This window comes from Ottowia oryzae (genome assembly GCF_003008535.1).
GTDB lineage: Bacteria > Pseudomonadota > Gammaproteobacteria > Burkholderiales > Burkholderiaceae_C > Ottowia > Ottowia oryzae.
In genome coordinates, this window is the sequence record NZ_CP027666.1 from 1,899,276 (window position 1) to 1,919,543 (window position 20,268).

Annotated in this window: 15 protein-coding genes, 3 tRNA genes and 1 pseudogene; 13 read left to right on the top strand and 6 right to left on the bottom strand. The window is 64.5% G+C overall.

The window, feature by feature from the left end:
- Nucleotides 1-92: 92 nt before the first annotated feature.
- The 4 genes and pseudogenes from C6570_RS08835 to C6570_RS08850 all read right to left on the bottom strand — a co-directional run.
- Nucleotides 93-551 (bottom strand): annotated as a pseudogene (locus C6570_RS08835) (ABC transporter ATP-binding protein); the annotation flags it as partial.
- Nucleotides 545-1,612, bottom strand: a complete 1,068-nt coding sequence (locus C6570_RS08840; RefSeq protein WP_106704607.1) for an ABC transporter permease — start codon at nt 1,610-1,612, stop codon at nt 545-547. The gene C6570_RS08840 and the pseudogene C6570_RS08835, both read right to left, overlap by 7 nt.
- Nucleotides 1,613-1,623: 11 nt before the next feature.
- A complete protein-coding gene (locus C6570_RS08845) occupies nt 1,624-2,625 on the bottom strand; it encodes an ABC transporter substrate-binding protein (RefSeq protein ID WP_106702874.1) in 1,002 nt (333 codons plus the stop codon).
- A gap of 262 nt (nt 2,626-2,887) precedes the next feature.
- The gene (locus C6570_RS08850; RefSeq protein WP_106702875.1) at nt 2,888-3,997 is read right to left on the bottom strand and encodes an LLM class flavin-dependent oxidoreductase; all 1,110 of its coding nucleotides are present in this window, start codon (nt 3,995-3,997) and stop codon (nt 2,888-2,890) included.
- A 346-nt stretch (nt 3,998-4,343) separates the two neighbouring features.
- Between C6570_RS08850 and C6570_RS08855 the strand changes: the two genes are divergently transcribed.
- The 11 genes from C6570_RS08855 (at nt 4,344) to C6570_RS08905 (ending at nt 15,641) form a co-directional block, all read left to right on the top strand.
- Complete coding sequence (locus C6570_RS08855) at nt 4,344-5,558, top strand: acyl-CoA dehydrogenase family protein (RefSeq protein WP_245896449.1); 1,215 nt, start codon at nt 4,344-4,346, stop codon at nt 5,556-5,558.
- Complete coding sequence (locus C6570_RS08860; protein WP_106702877.1) at nt 5,555-6,172, top strand: cysteine dioxygenase family protein; 618 nt, start codon at nt 5,555-5,557, stop codon at nt 6,170-6,172. Before C6570_RS08855 ends, C6570_RS08860 begins: the two co-directional genes overlap by 4 nt.
- Complete coding sequence (locus tag C6570_RS08865; RefSeq protein ID WP_106702878.1) at nt 6,169-7,854, top strand: rhodanese-related sulfurtransferase; 1,686 nt, start codon at nt 6,169-6,171, stop codon at nt 7,852-7,854. Before C6570_RS08860 ends, C6570_RS08865 begins: the two co-directional genes overlap by 4 nt.
- Before the next feature lie 426 nt (nt 7,855-8,280).
- The gene (gene tig, locus C6570_RS08870; protein WP_106702879.1) at nt 8,281-9,594 is read left to right on the top strand and encodes a trigger factor; all 1,314 of its coding nucleotides are present in this window, start codon (nt 8,281-8,283) and stop codon (nt 9,592-9,594) included.
- Nucleotides 9,595-9,751: 157 nt separating this feature from the next.
- Entirely contained in the window at nt 9,752-10,363 is a 612-nt protein-coding gene (gene clpP, locus C6570_RS08875) for an ATP-dependent Clp endopeptidase proteolytic subunit ClpP (protein WP_106702880.1), read from the top strand.
- A gap of 128 nt (nt 10,364-10,491) precedes the next feature.
- Nucleotides 10,492-11,757, top strand: a complete 1,266-nt coding sequence (clpX, locus tag C6570_RS08880; RefSeq protein WP_106702881.1) for an ATP-dependent Clp protease ATP-binding subunit ClpX — start codon at nt 10,492-10,494, stop codon at nt 11,755-11,757.
- Between the two features lie 208 nt (nt 11,758-11,965).
- The gene (gene lon / locus C6570_RS08885) at nt 11,966-14,407 is read left to right on the top strand and encodes an endopeptidase La (protein ID WP_106702882.1); all 2,442 of its coding nucleotides are present in this window, start codon (nt 11,966-11,968) and stop codon (nt 14,405-14,407) included.
- A gap of 107 nt (nt 14,408-14,514) precedes the next feature.
- A tRNA-Gly gene (locus C6570_RS08890) sits at nt 14,515-14,590 on the top strand.
- Between the two features lie 87 nt (nt 14,591-14,677).
- Nucleotides 14,678-14,751, top strand: a tRNA-Cys gene (locus tag C6570_RS08895).
- Nucleotides 14,752-14,908: 157 nt separating this feature from the next.
- A tRNA-Leu gene (locus C6570_RS08900) sits at nt 14,909-15,000 on the top strand.
- A gap of 17 nt (nt 15,001-15,017) precedes the next feature.
- The gene (locus C6570_RS08905; protein ID WP_106702883.1) at nt 15,018-15,641 is read left to right on the top strand and encodes a DUF6806 family protein; all 624 of its coding nucleotides are present in this window, start codon (nt 15,018-15,020) and stop codon (nt 15,639-15,641) included.
- A gap of 134 nt (nt 15,642-15,775) precedes the next feature.
- On the opposite strand, the gene murI is transcribed toward C6570_RS08905, so the two are convergent.
- On the bottom strand, nt 15,776-16,621 hold the full coding sequence (gene murI, locus C6570_RS08910; RefSeq protein WP_106702884.1) for a glutamate racemase: 846 nt from the start codon (nt 16,619-16,621) through the stop codon (nt 15,776-15,778).
- 197 nt (nt 16,622-16,818) lie between these two features.
- Nucleotides 16,819-18,369, bottom strand: coding sequence for a fumarate hydratase (locus C6570_RS08915; protein WP_106702885.1), 1,551 nt, complete (start codon nt 18,367-18,369; stop codon nt 16,819-16,821).
- 213 nt (nt 18,370-18,582) lie between these two features.
- Between C6570_RS08915 and C6570_RS08920 the strand changes: the two genes are divergently transcribed.
- Together C6570_RS08920 and fumC are read left to right on the top strand one after the other, a co-directional pair.
- Nucleotides 18,583-18,837, top strand: a complete 255-nt coding sequence (locus tag C6570_RS08920; protein WP_106702886.1) for a DUF6582 domain-containing protein — start codon at nt 18,583-18,585, stop codon at nt 18,835-18,837.
- A complete protein-coding gene (fumC, locus tag C6570_RS08925) occupies nt 18,834-20,222 on the top strand; it encodes a class II fumarate hydratase (protein ID WP_106702887.1) in 1,389 nt (462 codons plus the stop codon). Before C6570_RS08920 ends, fumC begins: the two co-directional genes overlap by 4 nt.
- The last annotated feature ends 46 nt before the right edge of the window (nt 20,223-20,268 follow it).

Consider the following 20,268-nt stretch of genomic DNA (forward strand, 5'->3'; position numbering starts at 1 on the left):
CGAAAGTCGGGGCGGTTCAACTAGCCGTCAGCGACACCTCGGCAGAGGTGTCAACTTAAACCAAGCGGCCTCCTCGAAAGTCGGGGCGGTTCAGACAGTTGGTGCGGAAACGCCTTTGCAAAATCCGACAGGCCGACGCGTTCCAGCGCCTCATCTATGCGATGCCCTTGTGTCTTGAGGACACCGCGCGCTTGCAAGCCGAGCGCCACATTGTCGCGCACGGTACGCCATGGATAGAGCGTCGGATCCTGGAACACAACGATGCGAGACGGATCCGGTCTGGCAATCGATGCTGCATCCTGAGTGATGCTGCCCGCCGTGGCGGGCTCCAGGCCCGCGACCAGCCGCAACAGCGTCGATTTGCCGCAACCACTTGGTCCCAGCAGGGCGACGAACTCGCCGGGCGGGACTTCGAGGTCGATATCTTCGATCACCTGCAGCGGGTCAGATTCAGAGCCGAACCAATGGCTGACGCTCTTGACCTGAATATGTGCTCCGCGGATGTTGCCGGGTTCTTGCGTGCTTTCTGCACTGGGTTTGAGCTCTACCATTTCACCGTTCCTTTCTGCCACGACAAGACGCGGTCACGCACGGCAAAAAGCAGTGTGATAAGCCCGGAGCAAAGCACGGCCATGACGAGCAGTGCTGCGTACATGTTGGCGTAAGCCGCCCACCCCTGCGCCCACTGCAGGTACCAACCCAAGCCGGCTTTCACGCCCATCATTTCGGCCGTTACCAACACGGAAAACGAAGCACCCAAACCCATGAAAAGGCCGACGAACACTTGCGGAAGTGCCGCAGGTATGGCGACACGCCACACCAGAAACCATTCGCTCGCGCCTAGCGTGCGAGCTACGTCGTAGTAGCTTTTGTTGACCGACGCAACACCGGACCATGACAGAACGGCGACAGGGAAAAACGTGGCCAAGCCAATCAGAAAGACCGCCGCGGCATAGCTCGAAGGCGCAAAGAAGAACGCCAGCGGAAGCAGCGCAGATGCCGGAATCGGCCCGAGGAAGCGCAGCAGCGGGTGAACCCAATAGCCCGCGACGCGGGACCAGCCAATCCATACGCCGGTGGCGAACCCCACCAGTGCGCCGAGCACGAAGCCGTGTGCCAGCAAACGAACCGAGTGTCCGGTCGACAGCGCCAAGCGCGACCAATCTTCGTGAACCACCTCTATCAGGCTTTGAGGCGGCGCAAAAAATGGCGGCGGCAATGCGCCGAGCTTGGCCGTCAGCACTTCCCAAAGGGTGATCAGCAATGGCGCAGCGACCAACCACTGGCCTGCTGCGCGAACCGAGCTTGACCAACGTCCGCCTTTCGGGGCCAGGACGGACCAAACCACCAAGACCAATGCGACGAACAAGGCAGCGACACCGAACTCAGAAGTGAACGCCCAGTCTGTGAAACCCGCTTCATGGTTAGGCCAAGCCAGTGTGAGAGAGCCTAGAGCCGCCCAGGCAAATGAGGCCAGCACACCAGTGCGCCACACCTGGTGGGTGATCTGGGAGGCGTCCGTGCGCTCGCCAACGGTTGCCGGCGGCTCGACCGCGTTCGCGGCAGCACGCGCGCTGTAGGGACCAGGTAGTGCGTTTGGAATCGCAGTCATGCCGTGCTCCATCAGGCAAGCACGTCCACGGCCACGTGATTGGCCAGACGTGCGGGATCGGTGGATGCTTTGAGTACGCCTACCGAGCGAAAATCTCTGGCGTAGAACTCAACTTCGTCGCGCAGGCTCTTGCCCAGCGGGTGGTGTTTGTGGGTTAAGGTTCCCAGCAACGCCTGCAAATCTGGCACAGGCACCTTCGGCGAGTACTTGGCGAAGAGCTTGGCGGATTCGTTCGGGTTTTCCGCCACGTAGTCGGAGGCCTGCACGATCGAACGCACCAGCGCCGCCACGGTGGGCTTGTCCTTTCGCACCAGCTCGCCGCGCGCACCGACGATGCAGCAGACCTTGTCCTTGTATTCGCCCGACAGGTTGGTCGCCAGCTCGGTGAACTTGCCCTTGTTGCGCTTTTCGATCAGATAGGGCGCCGGGTCGCCGTCGGCGATGGCCTGGATCTCGCCCTTGTTCACCGCGACGTCGAGCAGGTCGGCAGGGTACTGGCGCCACTGCACGTCCTTGTCCGCGTCAATGCCGTTTTTCTTGAGCAGGATCGAGAAGAAGTTTTTTCCAGGGCTGGCGATGTCTGAGACGCCAATGATCTTGCCCTTGAGCTTGGACAGGCTCGTTACGCCGGCGTCGTTGGCACCGACCAACCGAACGCATCCACCATGTGAGCTGCCTACGATCTTGACGTCGAAGCCGGATTCCAGGGGCTTGAGCCAGCGGTGAATCATGCCTACTGCGGCGTCGGCCTTGGCCGTGGCCAACGATTCAAGCAACTGGTCGGTCGAGCCGGTGTAATTGACCAGCTCGACTTGCAGTCCGTTTTTCTCGAACAGGCCTCGTTCTTGGGCCACCACCACCGGCGACAAGCAGAAGGCATTGGCGTTCCACGCAAACGTGAGCTTGCGAGGCTGAGACCAGGCGCGGGAGGCGAGGAGGCTGCCGGCGGCCACGGTGGCGGCGGCACCAGCGACGCGAAGGGCGTTGCGACGTGAGAGGGTCGAGTAGGTCATAGGGCGTTGGTGGCAAGTGAAGGGTTAATCGAGGCCTTGGGGTTCTTCTTCTTCAAGCCTCTCGTGAAGGCCTTTGAAAGCATGGAGCGCGCCGTTGGGCCTGCTCATCTGCTGGTGCGTTTGGCGCACACCCTGGTTTCGTGATCGGCGTGTGCTTTGCTGGCTGTGCCAGCAAGCAGACGGCTACGGCAACGTTGGGCGTTCACGCTGGTGCAGGGTGGCGCTCATAGGGCCTGGCCGCTAAGGGACTGGAGCCATGTGTTCAAGCGGCGCGGCGTTGGTTCGCAATGCGTCGGGCCACCAGTTCGCGGGTGAGAGGGATCAGCGCACGGCCGTAGTCAATCGCGTCGTCCAGCGGGTCGAACCCGCGGATCAGGAAGGTGCTCACGCCCAGATCCCAGTAGTCGAGCAGTGCGTCGGCCACTTGCTCGGGTGTTCCCACCAGGCCGGTCGTGTTGGAGCGGCCACCCGTCTCCTGTGCGATGGCCGTCCACAGGCGCTTATCCAAGCGCGGCCCTTTGTCGGCCGCGGCCAGAAGGCGGCGCGCGCCTTCACTTTGCTGCGGTCCACCGCGCGCGTAACCAGCCACCACGCGAAGGCGGCGCGTTTCTTCCAGAATGCGGTCTGCCCGCGCCCAGGCGGCGTCTTCGGTGTCGGCCAAGATGGGCCGGAACGAAACAGAAAAGCGCACGCTGCGTCCGTGCTGGGCCGCCTCCGCGCGAACCCGGGCCGTGAGTTCGCGCGTCTGATCGAGCGATTCGCCCCACAGCGCGTACACGTCCGCGTGCTTGCCGGCCACCGGGATTGCGGCCTCCGAAGCGCCGCCGAAGTACACCGGCACATGCGGTTTTCCGCCTTGTGTCTGCCGCGGCTTGATCTCTGACCAGGCGCCTTGCGCGCGGTAATGCGCGCCTTCGTGGTCGAAGGGTTTCTCGGCCGTCCAGACCTTGCGCAGCACGTCCAGGTATTCGTCGGTGCGTGCATAGCGCTGGTCGTGGTCCAGCCAGTCGCCGTCTCGGCGTTGCTCCTCGTCGGAGCCCCCCGAGATGTAGTGCACGGCCAGGCGCCCGCCGCTGAGCTGATCCAGCGTGGCGAACTGCCGCGCCGCGAGCGTGGGGGCCACGAAGCCCGGCCGGTGCGACAGCATGAAGTGGATGCGCTCGGTGACTGCCGCCGCATGCGCCACGGTGAGCGTGGCGTCTGGGCTGGTCGAGTGGTGCGGCACCAGGATGCGGTCGAAGCCAGCAGCCTCGTGGGCTTGTGCGAAGGCGCGCACGTAGTTGGGGTCGAAAGCAGGGCCGTGCGCAGCGTGGATTTCCGAGACCTTCTGTCCCTGGATCATTCCGATGAATTCGACGTCTTGATGGCTCATGGTGGTTCCTAGTGAAAAGTCGACAAGAACAAAGGTCAGTCCGCTGCCGGATGGCGCTTCGCGCTGGCGCCCCGCGCCGGCAAAATGTGACTTGGGGCTACGGGCTCAAGCGCGCCGATGCGCAGCGGCGAGTGCGCGGGCGGGACCTGTCGCTCTTTCAGCCCACAACGCCGGTGCGTAAGGTGCGATCGGTGGTGAAGGTTTGGCATTGGTGGACGAGGTTTTTGGACTGGAGCCGTGAAGGTAGCGGCGCGGTGCTCGTCAGTGAACGCAGAAAAACGCGCTTGCATATGCGTCTTCCGTCGTTCACCGCAGGCGCAGGGCGACCTATGGTTGACCCATGCGAATGCTTCCAAAACACCTGTCATCTCAACTGTCCAGCGCCGATGTGCCCCAAGAGGGCGTCGATGCCGCGTTGCTTGAACGGCTGAGCCGCCAGTTCGCGACCAGCGCGAGCGAGCACGATGCCGTCGGCAGCTTCCCGCGCGATAACTTTGATGCGCTGCAGGCGTCAGGCCTCGTTGCGTTCGTCGCGCCCAAGGCCTATGGCGGAGGCGGTGCCACGCTGGCGCAAGCCCGCGAAGTGATCGCGGCGGTCGCAAAAGGTGAGCCAGCCACGGCACTCATTCTCGTGATGACCTACTTGCAGCGCCACAGCCTTGGCCATGCGGGAAGCAGGTGGCCACAGCGTTTGCGAGAGCGCGTGGTCCGCGATGCGGTGGGGCACGGTGCGCTCATCAATGCGTTGCGTGTAGAGCCGGCGCTGGGATCACCGGCGCGAGGCGGATTGCCGGGGACTGTCGCGCGTCGCGACGGCGACCAGTGGTCTATCTCAGGGCACAAGATCTACACCACCGGCATCGACGGATTGAGTTGGCTGGCCGTGTGGGCGCGCACCGACGAACCAGCCCCTCGAACAGGCTTTTTTTTGGTGCCACGCGCAGCGCGTGGCCTGCGTGTGATCAAGAGCTGGGACCACCTGGGCCTGCGTGCCTCGGGCAGCCACGAGGTCGTGCTGGAAGACGTGCGCGTGCCGCTGGATCATGCGGTCGACGTGCGTGCACCGGCCGAATGGGCGCCGCACGCAGGCAGTCAGACCGACGTCGATGCCCACGCGAGCCAGCAGGCCTGGATGATCGCGCTGCTGGGCACACTGTACGACGCGGTTGCGGGCGCTGCCCGCGACTGGCTGGTGGAGTTCCTGCGCACACGCGCGCCCGCCAGTCTGGGGGCGCCCTTGGCTACGCTGCCGCGCATCCAGGAGCAGGTGGGTGAGCTGGAGGCGCTTTTGCACACCAACCGAGTGCTGTTGGACGAGTTGGCACGCACGACCGATGCTGGTTCGCCGCCAGCGCCCCATGAAAGTGGGCTGATCAAGTATGTCGTGACCAAGCAAGCGATCCAAGCGGTGGAGACCGCCCTGCAACTGACGGGCAACCACGGGCTGTCGCGACACAACCCGCTCGAGCGGCATTACCGCGACGTGTTGTGCAGCCGCATCCATACGCCGCAGAACGATGCGGTGCTTTCGGCGGTAGGCCGTCAGGTGCTTCAGTCGTGAGCGGCGCGCTGACCCCGCTGCGCGATTTCGTCGTGGCCTTCGGCCGCTTGATCGACACCGCGCCGCACGAGGGCGCGGTGCTGCGCGACGGCGGTGCGCTGCTGCGCCAACTGGTCGCGCGCGACGGCTGGCTGCCCGATGCCTTCGCGCGGCCAGACCCTGAGCGCTACCAGCAGTTCCTGTTGCACGCCGATTCGACCGAGCGTTTCTCGGTGGTGAGCTTCGTCTGGGGGCCCGGCCAGGCCACGCCGGTCCACGACCACACGGTGTGGGGCCTGATCGGCATGTTGCGTGGCAGCGAGTACAGCCAGCGCTACGTCGAACAGGGTGGCCGGTGGCGCCCGCACGGCCCAGCGCAGCGCTTGCTGCCGGGCGACGTGGAGGCCGTATCGCCAGCAGTGGGCGACGTGCATCGCGTGCACAACGCGTACGTCGACCGCGTGTCCATCAGCATCCACGTCTATGGCGCAAACATCGGCGCCGTTGCGCGACACGTTCTTCCCGTCGAGGGCGGCACCAAGCCCTTCGTCTCCGGGTACTCGAATACCGTTTTGCCCAATCTTTGGGATCGCAGCGCCGACGTGCGCAAAGTCATTTCAGGAAGCCGTGTATGAGTCATCTCGCCTTGGTCGAAGCCCCGCTTGCAGATCCGATCAGTTGGGATGCCTTCGCCGACACTGTGGGCCCAGGCTGGCCGACGCTCACCGCCGATCAGGTGCGTGCTCATCTTCTCGCGCGCGACGAGATCGCGCTGCTGGACGTTCGCGAGGAACACCCTTACGCGCAGGCGCACCCGCTTTGGGCTGCCAACCTGCCCCTGTCGCGCATCGAACTTGAAGCGTGGCGCCGTATTCCTCGGCTTGACACACGCATCGTGCTCTTCGGTGATTTCGAGGGTGAGGACCTTGCACCCAAGGCCGCAGCCGTGCTGGCGCGGCAGGGCTACACCCAGGTTAATGTGTTGGCTGGCGGGCTCGCCGGCTGGCAGGGTGCGGGTGGCGAAGTGTTCCGCGACGTGAATGTGCCCAGCAAAGCCTTTGGCGAGCTGGTCGAGCACGAGCGTGCAACGCCTTCGCTGTCTGCCGAACAAGTGAAATCGCTGCTTGACGCGAAAGCCGACGTGGTGGTGCTCGACGCACGCCGCTTCGACGAATACCAGACGATGAACATCCCGGGCGGCATCAGCGTGCCGGGCGGAGAGCTGGTGCTGCGCGCCAGGGCCCTCGCGCCCAACCCCGAAACGCGCATCATTGTCAACTGCGCCGGTCGCACACGCAGCATCATCGGCGCGCAATCGCTGGTCAACGCGTCACTGCCTAATCCCATCGCCGCGCTGCGCAACGGCACCATAGGCTGGCTGTTGGCGGGGCAGGCACTGGAACACGGCGCCGACCGCGCCGCCACCGCACGGGCTGCGCCCGAACAGCAAGCGCTGGCGCGCGAAGGGGCTGGCGCGGTGGCTGAGCGCGCGGGTGTGCAACGCATCGGACGGGCGGCGGTGGACGCACTGGCCGAAGGTGGTGCGCGCACGGTCTACCGATTCGATGTGCGCACGCCAGAGGAATACGCCGCAGGGCACCTCCCCGGCTTCGCCAGCGCTCCGGGCGGCCAGTTGGTGCAGGAAACAGACCATCACGCCCCGGTGCGCGGCGCCCGGATCGTTTTGGCCGATGACGATGGTGTGCGCGCCCACATGGCCGCGTCCTGGCTGGCGCAGATGGGGTGGGACGCCTATGTCGTGGCCGACGCCCAAGCAGTGGATTTCACCGAGAGAGCAAGCCCGCACCCGCCTTACCCGCCGCACCGTCACGCTATTGAGCGTGTTCCGCCTGCAGCGCTGGCAGCGCTGCTGCGCTCAGGCGACGCAGTGGTGATCGACGTGGGGGCCAGCGCCAACTATGTCAAGCGCCACATCCCCGGCGCCTGGTTCGCCGTGCGCGCTCAGTTGTCCCAGGTGCTGGCCCGCCTGCCCAAGGCGGGCCGATATGTGCTGACCTGCGGCACCGCGCTGTTGGCACGCTACGCGGCCGACGATGTGCGCGACTGGCTGGACGCCCGGGGCCAGCAGCAAGCGGAAGTGCAGGTGCTCGATGGTGGCAACACGGGGTGGTTTGCGCTGGGGTTGCCGGCCGAAGCGGGTGAGACGCACCTGGCCACCCCGCGCACTGACCGCTATCAACGGCCGTACGAGGGAACGGGGGCACCGCGCGATGCGATGCAGGCCTACCTTGATTGGGAATACGGTCTGGTCGCGCAACTGGCGCGCGACGGAACTCACCACTTTCACGTGGTGTGAGTATTGCTGCACTATTGGTAGCTGATCGCGCCCTATCAGCCTGCGCTTGGGCCGGATTTCTGATCATAGAGCGCGGCGATAGCGGCCGGGCCGCCGCGTAGGCGCCTGCCGCCCGACAAACCCGATTGCTGCCTGGCCTGACGCTGGGTAAATCGATTGCGTCGAACGCTGAGTGTCGCACCCCGCCGCGGTAACAAGGGGCTTCACGCAGCGCCCGCCGCTGTACGACTTCCAGGCGCCCGTGCCGCCGCGCAAGCGCCACGCAGAGCTCACTCTCTCCAGCCCGCTAAAATACCCGGTTTTGCCGCGCGCCCCGGTGCCGGCAAATCAACCCGAATGAATTCCCGCGCAGGGAGCGTGGCCCGGCTGACAGCCGCGGCGGCGCGTCCTGCGCACCGCAACTTCAACCCTTGAGAGAAACACACCATGGCCGTGAACGTGGAAACCCTTGACAAGCTGGAGCGCAAGATGACGCTCTCCCTGCCCGTGGACGTGATCCAGAACGAGGTGGAAGCGCGCCTGCGCAAGCTGTCGCGCACCGTCAAGATGGACGGTTTTCGTCCCGGCAAGGTGCCGATGGGTGTCGTGGCCCAGCGCTACGGCTATTCGGTGCAGTACGAGGTGATGAACGACAAGGTCGGCGAAGCGTTCTACAACGCCGCCAACGAAGCCAAGCTGCGCGTGGCCGGTCAGCCTTCGATCTCTGAAAAAGAAGGCGCGCCCGAAGGCCAGATGACCTTCGACGCCGTGTTCGAGGTGTTCCCCGAAGTCAAGCTGGGCGACCTGTCTGCCGCCGAGGTGGAAAAAGTCTCGGTGGACGTGGGCGACGACGCCATCGACCGCACGCTGGACATCCTGCGCAAGCAGCGCCGCAGCTTTGCCCAGCGCGCCCAGGGCACGCCCGCCGAAGACGGCGACCGCGTGACGGTGGACTTTGCCGGCAAGATCGACGGCGAGCCCTTTGAAGGCGGCAAGGCCGAAGACTTCCAGTTCGTCATTGCCGAAGGCCAGATGCTCAAGGAATTCGAAGACGCCGTGCGTGGCATGAAAGTCGGCGAATCCAAGACCTTCCCGCTGGCTTTCCCGGCCGACTACCACGGCGCCGAAGTGGCCGGCAAAACCGCCGACTTCCTGGTCACCGTCAAGAAGATCGAAGCCGCGCACCTGCCCGAAGTGAACGAGCAGCTGGCCAAGTCGCTGGGCGTGGCCGAAGGCACCGTCGAAGCGCTGCGCGCCGACATCCGCAAGAACCTTGAGCGCGAAGTGAATTTCCGCGTCAACCAGCGCAACAAGCAAGCCGTGATGCAGGCGCTGGTGAACGGCGCCGAGCTGGACGTGCCCAACGCGCTGGTCAAGAACGAAGTGGCCCGCATGATCGAAACCGCCCGCGCCGACCTGAAGTCGCGCGGCATCAAGGACGTGGAAAAGCTGCCCATTCCTGAAGACACCTTCATCCCCGAAGCCGAGCGCCGCGTGCGCACCGGCCTGGTGGTGGCCGAGCTGGTCAACAAGAACGCGCTGCAAGCCACGCCCGAGCAGGTCAAGACCCAGGTCGAAACCATGGCCGCCAGCTATGAGCGCCCGGAAGAGGTGGTGCGCTACTACTTCGCCGACGGCAACCGCCTGGCCGAAGTGCAGGCCATCGCCACCGAGAACAACGTGGCCGACTTCGTGCTGGGCAAGGCCAAGGTCACCGACAAGAAGCTCGCGTTCGACGAGCTGATGGGCCAACAGGCCTGAGCCTACTTCGATTTTGATAGCTGCTTGCGCTTGCTGTGCCTGCGCTAGAGGCTGAAATCGTTGTTGATCTGGGGCGGCTGGACTGGCCCCTGCCATGGGGCTTGGAATCTGCGGGTTCCAGCCCCATTTGCTTTTGCAGACGCAACTTGGAGTTTTTATGAGCCAGTACGACACCCCGACCAACCTCGGCCTCGTCCCCATGGTGATCGAGCAGTCGGGCCGCGGCGAACGTTCCTACGACATCTATTCGCGCCTGCTGCGCGAACGCGTGGTCTTCCTCGTGGGCGAAGTCAACGACCAGACGGCCAACCTGGTGGTGGCGCAGCTGCTGTTCCTTGAGAGCGAAAACCCCGACAAGGACATTTCGCTGTACATCAACTCGCCCGGCGGCAGCGTGACGGCCGGCATGTCGATCTACGACACCATGCAGTTCATCAAGCCCGATGTGTCCACCATGTGCCTGGGCTTTGCCGCCAGCATGGGCGCGTTCTTGCTGGCTGCGGGCGCCAAAGGCAAACGCTACAGCCTGCCCAACAGCAAGATCATGATCCACCAAGTGCTGGGCGGCGCACGCGGCCAGGCGACCGACATCGAGATCCATGCGCGCGACATCCTGCGCACCAAGGACCAGATGAACCGCATCCTGGCTGAGCGCACCGGCCAGCCGCTGGAAAAAGTGCAGCGCGATACCGAGCGCGACTATTTCATGACCGCCGACGAAGCCAAGGATTACGGCATCGTCGACCAAGTCATCGCCAACCGCCCCTGACGGAGGCCGAGCGGGCTGCAATGCCCGCTTAAATCCGCCTGACCCCCGTGGCCCGATGGCAACGGGGTTTTATTTTGGTGCGCCTGATTTGGTTATCATGCGCCGATTCTTCACTGAACTGTCATTCAATGGCCGATAAAAAAGGCTCTTCTGGCGAGAAGTCGCTCTACTGCTCCTTCTGCGGCAAGAGCCAGCACGAAGTCAAGAAACTGATTGCCGGCCCGTCGGTGTTCATCTGCGACGAATGCATCGACCTGTGCAACGACATAATCCGCGAGGAAGTGCCCGCGGATGCACCCGAGGGTGAGGCCCGCAGCGACCTGCCCACGCCGTCCGACATCAAGCACAACCTCGACAACTATGTGATTGGCCAGGAAAAGGCCAAGCGCACTCTGGCTGTGGCGGTGTACAACCACTACAAGCGGCTCAAGCACAAGGAAGACGCCAAGGGCGGCGACGTCGAGCTGGCCAAGAGCAACATCCTGCTGATCGGCCCCACGGGCTCTGGCAAGACGTTGCTGGCGCAGACGCTGGCACGCCAGCTGGACGTGCCCTTCGTCATGGCCGACGCCACCACGCTGACCGAGGCTGGCTACGTGGGCGAGGACGTCGAGAACATCATCAGCAAGCTGCTGCAAAGCTGTAACTACGACGTCGAGCGCGCCCAGCGCGGCATCGTCTACATCGACGAGATCGACAAAATCAGCCGCAAGGCCGACAACCCCAGCATCACGCGCGACGTGTCGGGCGAAGGCGTGCAGCAAGCGCTGCTCAAGCTGATCGAAGGCACCATGGCCAGCATTCCGCCGCAGGGCGGGCGCAAGCACCCGAACCAGGACTTCCTGCAGATCGACACGACCAACATCCTGTTCATCTGCGGCGGCGCGTTCGCGGGGCTGGAGAAGGTGATCGAGGCGCGCACCGAAACCTCGGGCATTGGCTTTGGCGCCACCGTGCGCAGCAAGCAGCAGCGCTCGATCAGCGAGGCCTTCCAGGAAGTGGAGCCAGAAGACCTGATCAAGTTCGGCATCATCCCCGAGCTGGTGGGCCGCATGCCCGTGGTCGCCACGCTGGCCGAGCTGACCGAAGACGCGCTGGTGCAGATCCTGACCGAGCCGAAGAACGCGCTGGTCAAGCAGTTTGCCCGCTTGCTGAACATGGAAGGCGTCGAGCTGGAAATTCGCCCGTCCGCGCTCAAGGCCATCGCCCGCAAGGCGCTGGCGCGCAAGACCGGCGCGCGCGGGCTCCGCTCGATTCTGGAACAGGCGCTGATCGACACGATGTTCGAGCTGCCCCACACGGCCAACGTCGAAAAGGTGGTGGTCGACGAGAACACCATCGAAGAAAACCAGCCGCCGCTGCTGGTTTACCGCGAGTCGGCCAAGAAGGCCTGAGTGGGCTGTTGGCCAGCGAGGCCAATGGACAAATCGGCCTTTGACGCAGGCGCCACTTGCGCTGGACGCTATTTTTTAGATAGCATATTTCGCGGCTTAACCTCTTTGCAAGGCGCGCCATGTCTCTGACGGGGCGCGCCTTGTGGCGCTGGGTTGAAAATGGCGCCTGAGCAGCCATTTACTGGCGAATCACCCGAAGGAACATTGCATGTCCGGAACCACCCCATTGCCCGCCACGCCGATTGATCTGCCGCTGCTGCCGCTGCGCGACGTCGTGGTGTTCCCGCACATGGTCATCCCGCTGTTTGTGGGGCGACCCAAGAGCATCAAGGCGCTGGAGACCGCCATGGCGGCCGACCGGCGCATCATGCTGGTGGCCCAAAAGGCGGCCGCCAAAGACGAGCCCACGGTGAGCGACATGTTCGAGGTGGGCTGCGTGTCCACCATCCTGCAGATGCTCAAGCTGCCCGATGGCACCGTGAAGGTGCTGGTTGAAGGCCAGCAGCGCGCTACCGTGACTCACATCGAGGACGGCGGTGAGTCGCACTTCGTGGCCACCGTCACGCCCATCGAGCCGGCCAACGACCAGGACGACCCGGAGGTCGAGGCGCTGCGCCGCGCGGTGATGCAGCAGTTTGACCAGTACGTCAAGCTGAACAAAAAGATCCCGCCGGAAATCCTGACCTCGATCGCCAGCATCGACGAGCCCGGCCGCCTGGCCGACACCATCGCCGCGCACCTGCCACTCAAGCTGGAAAGCAAGCAGAACGTGCTGGACCTGGCCAGCGTGAAAGAGCGGCTGGAAAATCTGTTTGAGCAGATTGAGCGCGAAGTCGACATCCTCAACGTCGACAAGAAGATCCGTGGTCGCGTGAAGCGCCAGATGGAAAAGAACCAGCGCGACTTCTACCTGAACGAGCAGGTCAAGGCCATCCAGAAAGAGCTGGGTGAGGGCGAAGAAGGCGCCGACATCGAAGAGATCGAGAAAAAGATCAAGGCCGCGCGCATGCCCAAGGACGCGCGCAAGAAGGCCGAGAGCGAGCTGAAAAAGCTCAAGCTGATGTCGCCCATGTCGGCTGAGGCCACCGTGGTGCGCAACTACATCGACGTGCTGGTTGGCCTGCCCTGGAGCAAGAAGACCAAGATCAAGCACGATCTGGCGCACGCCGAAGAGGTGCTGAACGAAGACCACTACGGGCTGGAAAAGGTCAAGGACCGCATCCTGGAATACCTCGCGGTGCAGCAGCGTGTGGACAAGGTCAAGGCGCCCATCCTGTGCCTGGTGGGGCCACCTGGCGTGGGCAAAACCTCGCTGGGCCAGTCGGTGGCCAAGGCCACGGGCCGCAAGTACGTGCGCATGGCGCTGGGCGGCATGCGCGACGAGGCAGAGATTCGCGGGCACCGCCGCACCTACATCGGCGCCATGCCAGGCAAGGTGCTGCAAAGCCTGAACAAGGTGGGCACGCGCAATCCGCTGTTCCTGCTGGACGAGATCGACAAGCTGGGCATGGATTTCCGCGGCGACCCGTCCAGCGCGCTGCTGGAGGTGCTAGACCCTGAGCAGAACCACACGTTTGGCGATCATTACGTCGAGGTCGATTTCGACCTGTCGGACGTGATGTTCGTGGCCACCAGCAACTCGATGAACATTCCGCCGGCCCTGCTGGACCGCATGGAAGTCATCCGCCTGTCGGGTTACACCGAGGACGAGAAGACCAACATCGCCGTGAAGTACCTGCTGCCCAAGCAGATGAAGAACAACGGCGTGAAAGACGGCGAGCTGGAAGTCACCGAAGGCGCCGTGCGCGACATCGTGCGCTACTACACGCGCGAAGCGGGCGTGCGTTCGCTGGAACGTGAGCTGTCCAAGATCTGCCGCAAGGTGATCAAGGGGCTGCAGCTCAAGCAGCTGACGCCGAAAGTGGTGGTGAATGAAGACAACCTCAACGACTTCCTCGGAGTGCGCAAGTTCACCTACGGCCGCGCAGAGCAGCAGAACCAGGTCGGCCAGGTGGTCGGGCTGGCCTGGACCGAAGTGGGCGGCGATCTGCTGACCATCGAGGCCGCCACCATGCCGGGCAAGGGCGCTATTCAGCGCACCGGCCAGCTGGGCGACGTGATGAAGGAGTCCGTGGAAGCGGCGCGCACCGTGGTGCGGTCGCGGGCGCGGGTGCTGGGCATCAAGGACGAGGTGTTCGAGAAACGGGACATCCACGTGCACGTGCCCGATGGCGCCACGCCTAAGGACGGCCCCAGCGCTGGTGCTGCGATGACGACGGCGATTGTGTCGGCGCTGACCGGCATTCCGGTGCGCGGCGACGTGGCCATGACCGGCGAGATCACCTTGCGTGGCGAAGTCACGGCCATCGGCGGTCTGAAGGAAAAGCTGTTGGCCGCGCTGCGCGGCGGCATCAAGACCGTGCTGATTCCCGAGGAGAACGTGAAGGATCTTCAGGACATTCCCGCCAACGTGAAGGAGGCGCTGAAGATCGTGCCTGTGCGCTGGATCGACAAGGTGCTTGAAGTCGCACTGGAGCGGCAGCCGTCGCCACTGCTCGACGACGACGTGGCGCCCGCTGCTGTTGAGGCTGCGGCTGCCCCTGCCGTGGCCAAGAAAACCACTGAGCGCCGCGGCGCGGTGAAGCACTGAGCCGCCGCTGAACGTGGTCGCTGAGAGGGGGTTGCAAATAATTGAAGAAATTTTTGCATGCCTCTTCCCAATGCCGATTTTTCAGCATACAATGCAAGGCTTGCAACGCGGGAATAGCTCAGTTGGTAGAGCGCAACCTTGCCAAGGTTGAGGTCGCGAGTTCGAGCCTCGTTTCCCGCTCCATACGCTAGCTCCGGTCACCAAACCGGGGCACTTAAAAAAGGAAGCAGCCGCTTCCTTTTTTTTCAGGCAGATGGTTCTCGCACAGCTGGCGCGATAGCAAAGCGGTTATGCAACGGATTGCAAATCCGTCTAGTCCGGTTCGACTCCGGATCGCGCCTCCAGTTAGAACAGCGTAAATGCTAGCTAAGCCGCTATAGCCTCTATAGCGGCTTTCTTTTTTCTGGCGATGGCTGCTTGTCTGCTACCCGTAGCAGTAGCAAGTGAGCCAACGCCGCTTCAACGAGATGCACTCGAATTGAGTGCGACAATGCACGTTTGGCCCCGGTGGTGAAACTGGTAGACACAGCGGACTTAAAATCCGCCGCTTCCCGAAAGGGTGCGTGCCGGTTCGATTCCGGCCCGGGGCACCAGCTGTGAGGAATACGCCATGAGTGAAGACGCACCTTTCGAAATACACGTGCATGGCGACGTGAAGCTGCGCAGCGATGTGGGTTTCGATGCGCTGCAAGACGCCCTCAAGCCACTTTGGAAGTACGCCCGCGCTCGCTCGCTGGCCGACGGTGCCGCGAGCCTGTACGAGGATGAGCCGGGCATCCGCTTCGACGCCCCCGATCATTTGCTGCAGATGTGCTGGACGGTGGCTGGCGACGAAGACTTCCGCCAGCAACTCGACGACCTGTGCATGAACCTGAACGATCTGTCGGCCGAGGGCAGCCAGATCGAGGTGACGTTCTACGACGCGCAGTACGACGAAGAGGACGAAGAGCAGGGGCGCGAATCGCGCGACGACTTCGTGCTGCTGTTCGTTGGCCCGACGCCCGAGGCGATCATGCAGGCGCAGCGCAATCTGCTGGTGGAAGACGTGGTGGCGCTGATGGAGCGCCATTTCGACGGCGCCGAGCTGGGCGGCGTGGTGGCCGAGATCGACAAGCTGTTTTCCGACCGCTTCACGGCGCTGGTCAGTTCGCTGGAACTGGGTAAGCCCCCGCGCAGCCCTGGCGCGGGTGGGAATGGTCACGGCAGCGGACGCCGCCCACGCCATCTGCATTGATGGCTGACTGGCGCCTGCCGCGCCTGTTCAACCTGCTGTTTGCTCCTGAATAAGGAGCTTCCAGCGCTGGTGGGGCAAGGGCTAGAGGCCGATTCGGCGCCTGGCTGCAGGCGTGCTGCTTCTGCGCCGTTGGGTCAGCCCGGCGACGCCCAGCGTGCCACCGCAGCCTGCAGCGGTGCCAATTCCCCCGTCGATACCAATTCCAATTGAAGGTGAACGCGCGGCTCGCCCGCACGCGCGCAGCTGCCGTCCTCGCTGAGGGCACCGCGCGCGGCCAGAACACGGCGCAGCTGCCGTGCCACGGCCGCGGCAGGGTCGATCAGCTGCACCTTGGCACCGGTAGCCGACACCCAATCCGACCAAGCCAACGGGTAATGCGTGCAACCCAGCACCAGCGTGTCGATAGCGCCAGCGCCGCCGCCGATGGGCCCCAGCGCTTGTACGTAGGTGCGGATCAAGCTGCGAACCGCTGCACCGTCTTCGGCCGCGTCGTCCTGCGAATGCGCTGCCAGCTGTTCGATGGCGTCTGCCAAACCGTCGCAGGGCTGCGGATGAAAGTGGCAATCGCCGCCGACACGCTCGGCCAGCTGCTGAAAGCGGTCGCTGGCCAGCGTGCTGCGGGTGGCCAGCACGCCGACGTGCCCGGTGCGGCTTAGCGCCGCGGCGGGCTTCAGGGCCGGCTCGATGCCCACGATGGGCACATCAGGGTGCGCGTGGCGCAGTGAATCAATGGCCGCCGCCGTGGCGGTGTTGCACGCGATGACGACCGCCTTCACGCGGTGCTGCTCGCGCAGAGCCTGAACGACGGCGTGCGAGCGTTCGCGCACGAAGGCGGTGCTGCGTTCGCCATACGGCGCATGGCCGCTGTCGGCCCAGTAAACGAAGCGTTCGCCCGGCAGCGCGGCCTGCAATTCGCGCAGCACGCTCAGCCCGCCGATGCCGCTGTCAAAAACGCCAATGCTTGGCTGCTCGGTGGACATGGCGAATCGGGAGAGTGGGGCAGGGCAAGCGCCACCATGCGGTGTGGGCGGCGCTGGGGGTGAAAGCGCTGTTTGCTATCAATAAAAGAGCTTCTGCCGCAGGTGGGGCGGGCGCCAGGGGCCAATTTGCTTATAAAAAAAGCGGCGGGCGAGCGCTGCAAGGCGCCGCCCGCCATGGCGCCCTTGGCGCGCTGCCCTCAGGCGCTCGCCAGGTCGATCACCTTGTATTCGCCGCTGGCAATCTTCTTCTGCCATTCGGCGGGGCCGGTGATGTGGGCGCTGGTGCCGCCCGCGTCCACGGCCACCGTCACGGGCATGTCGACCACATCGAATTCGTAGATGGCTTCCATGCCCAGGTCTTCAAAACCCACCACCTTGGCGGCCTTGATCGCCTTGCTGACCAGGTAGGCGGCGCCGCCCACGGCCATCAGGTACGCAGATTTGTGGTTCTTGATGCTTTCGATGGCGACCGGGCCGCGCTCGGCCTTGCCGATCATGGCGATCAGGCCGGTTTGCTCCAGCATCATGTCGGTGAACTTATCCATGCGCGTGGCGGTGGTCGGGCCGGCGGGGCCCACGGCCTCGCCCTTGACCGGGTCGACCGGGCCAACGTAGTAGATCACGCGGTTGGTGAAGTCCACCGGCAGCTTCTCGCCCTTGGCCAGCATGTCCTGCATGCGCTTGTGCGCGGCGTCGCGGCCCGTCAGCATCTTGCCGTTGAGCAGCAGCGTGTCGCCAGGCTTCCAGCTGGCCACTTCTGCCTTGGTCAGCGTGTTCAGGTCGACCTTTTTGGACTTGTTGTAGTCGGGTTCCCAGTCGATCTTGGGCCACAGGTCGAGCGACGGGGCTTCGAGGTACACGGGGCCGCTGCCGTCCATCACGAAGTGCGCGTGGCGCGTGGCGGCGCAGTTGGGGATCATGGCCACGGGCTTGCTGGCCGCGTGCGTGGGGTACATCTTGATCTTGATGTCCAGCACGGTGGCCAGGCCCCCCAGGCCCTGCGCGCCGATGCCCAGTGCGTTCACTTTCTCGTACAGCTCCATGCGCAGTTCTTCGACCTGGTCCAGCTTTTCGCCGCGGTCGGCCTTGGCCTGCAGCTCGTACATGTTCAGGTCTTCCATCAGGCTTTCCTTGGCCAGCAAGACCGCCTTTTCGGCGGTGCCGCCAATGCCGATGCCCAGCATGCCCGGCGGGCACCAGCCGGCGCCCATGGTGGGCACGGTTTTCAGCACCCAGTCGACCAGGTTGTCGCTGGGGTTCATCATGATCATCTTGGACTTGTTTTCAGAGCCGCCGCCCTTGGCCGCCACCGTCACGTCCAGCTTGTCGCCGGGCACGATCTGCACGCTGATGACGGCGGGCGTGTTGTCCTTGGTGTTCTTGCGTGCGAACTGCGGGTCGGCCACCACGCTGGCGCGCAGCGTGTTGTCGGGGTGGTTATAGCCTTGGCGCACGCCTTCGTTGATGGCGTCTTCCAGGCTGCCGGTGAAGCCTTCCCACTTCACGTCCATGCCCACTTTCAGGAACACGTTGACGATGCCCGTGTCCTGGCAGATGGGGCGGTGGCCGGTGGCGGCCATCTTGCTGTTGGTCAGGATCTGCGCCATGGCGTCCTTGGCGGCCGGGCTTTGCTCCTTCTCATAGGCGCGCGCCAGGTGCTGGATGTAGTCGGCAGGGTGGTAGTAGCTGATGTACTGCAGGGCGCCTGCGACGGAGTCGATCAGGTCTTGCTGGCGGATCGTGGTCATAGTGATGATGGCAGTGGGTTCGAGAGGTGGCCCGTCAGGCTTCGGGCAAACCCTCGCATTATCGGGCGTGGTGGGCCACACGGGGCTGACGGCGGCGAAGGCTTGCGCACGGGGCTGTCTACAGGGCTGGCCACCGCAGATTTCCCCTGATCGCGGCGCAGGCAATGCGCTCGTGTACCGTAGCCGCATCACCACCACCAACGGAGCCCCTCCATGAGCGAGCTGAATGCCGCCCGGCGCAACGAACTGCCGCCGGGCGAGTTTGCCTTTCCCGAGCAGCGCAAGCTGCCCCTGGAAGACGCGCAGCACGTGCGCAACGCCATTGCGCGCTTTGACCAGGTTGAAGGCGTGACCGACGCCGAGCGCGACGCCGCCTGGCAGCGCCTGCTGGCCGCCGCGCAGCGCGAAGGCGTGCAGGTGCACGAGCAAAGCTGGCGCGAATTGGGCCACCAAGGAGGTCGCCCATGAGCGCCACCCGGCAGGAAAAAGACACCTTCGGCCCCATCGACGTGCCCGCCGAGCGGCTGTGGGGCGCGCAGACCGAGCGGTCGCTGAACAACTTCCGCATCAGCACCGAAAAGCAGCCCGCCGAGATCATCCACGCGCTGGCGCAGGTCAAGCGTGCGTCGGCGGTGGTCAATGCCGATCTGGGCCTGCTGGACGCGGCCAAGTCCAAGGCGATTGCGCAGGCGGCCGATGAGGTGATCGGCGGGCAGCACCCCGGCGAATTCCCGCTGGCCGTGTGGCAAACCGGCTCGGGCACGCAGACGAACATGAACGTCAACGAGGTGCTGGCCAACCGCGCCAGCGAACTGCTGGGCGGCGAGCGCGGCGAGGCGCGGCTGGTGCACCCTAACGACGACGTGAACAAAAGCCAGAGCAGCAACGACGTGTACCCCACGGCGATGCACGTGGCCGTGGTCACCGCCATTCACCAGCACCTGTTGCCCGCGCTGGAGCGCCTGCGCGCCACGCTGCACGCCAAAAGCGAGGCCTTTGACGGCATCGTGAAGATTGGCCGCACGCACCTGCAAGACGCCACGCCGCTGACGTTGGGGCAAGAGATTTCGGGCTGGGTGGCGCAGCTGGCGCATGGCGAGCGGCACATCCGCGCGGCGCTGCCGCACCTGTACGAGCTGGCACTGGGCGGTACGGCCGTGGGCACGGGGCTGAACGCGCCCAAGGGCTACGCCGTGGCCGTGGCCGCCGAGCTGGCCCGGCTGACGGGCTACCCCTTCGTCACCGCGCCCAACAAGTTTGAGGCGCTGGCCAGCTGCGATGCGCTGGTCTACGCCCACGGCACGCTGAAAGGGCTGGCCGCCAGCCTGATGAAGATCGCCAACGACGTGCGCTGGCTGGCCAGCGGCCCGCGCAGCGGCCTGGGCGAGATCAGCATTCCTGAGAACGAACCCGGCTCATCCATCATGCCGGGCAAGGTCAACCCCACGCAGTGCGAGGCGCTGACCATGCTGTGCGCGCAGGTCTTTGGCAACGACGTGGCGGTGAACATCGGCGGCGCGTCGGGCAATTTCGAGCTGAACGTGTTCCGCCCGCTGGTGGCGCACAACGTGCTGCAAAGCATCCGCCTGCTGGCGGACGGCATGGTCAGCTTTGACGAGCACTGCGCGGTGGGCATCGAGCCCAACCGTGGCCGCATCGAAGAGCTGCTGGAGCGGTCGCTGATGCTGGTGACCGCGCTGAACCCGCACATCGGCTATGACAAGGCCGCCTTCATCGCCAAGAAGGCGCACAAGGAAGGCAGCAGCCTGCGCGAGGCGGCCATCGCCTCGGGCTACCTGACGCCCGAGCAGTTCGACGCCTGGGTGGTGCCCGCCAACATGATCGGGCGCTGAATCGGCGGGTGGGGCGGCCCCGCGCGGGCTGCGCCCTGCCTTGCCA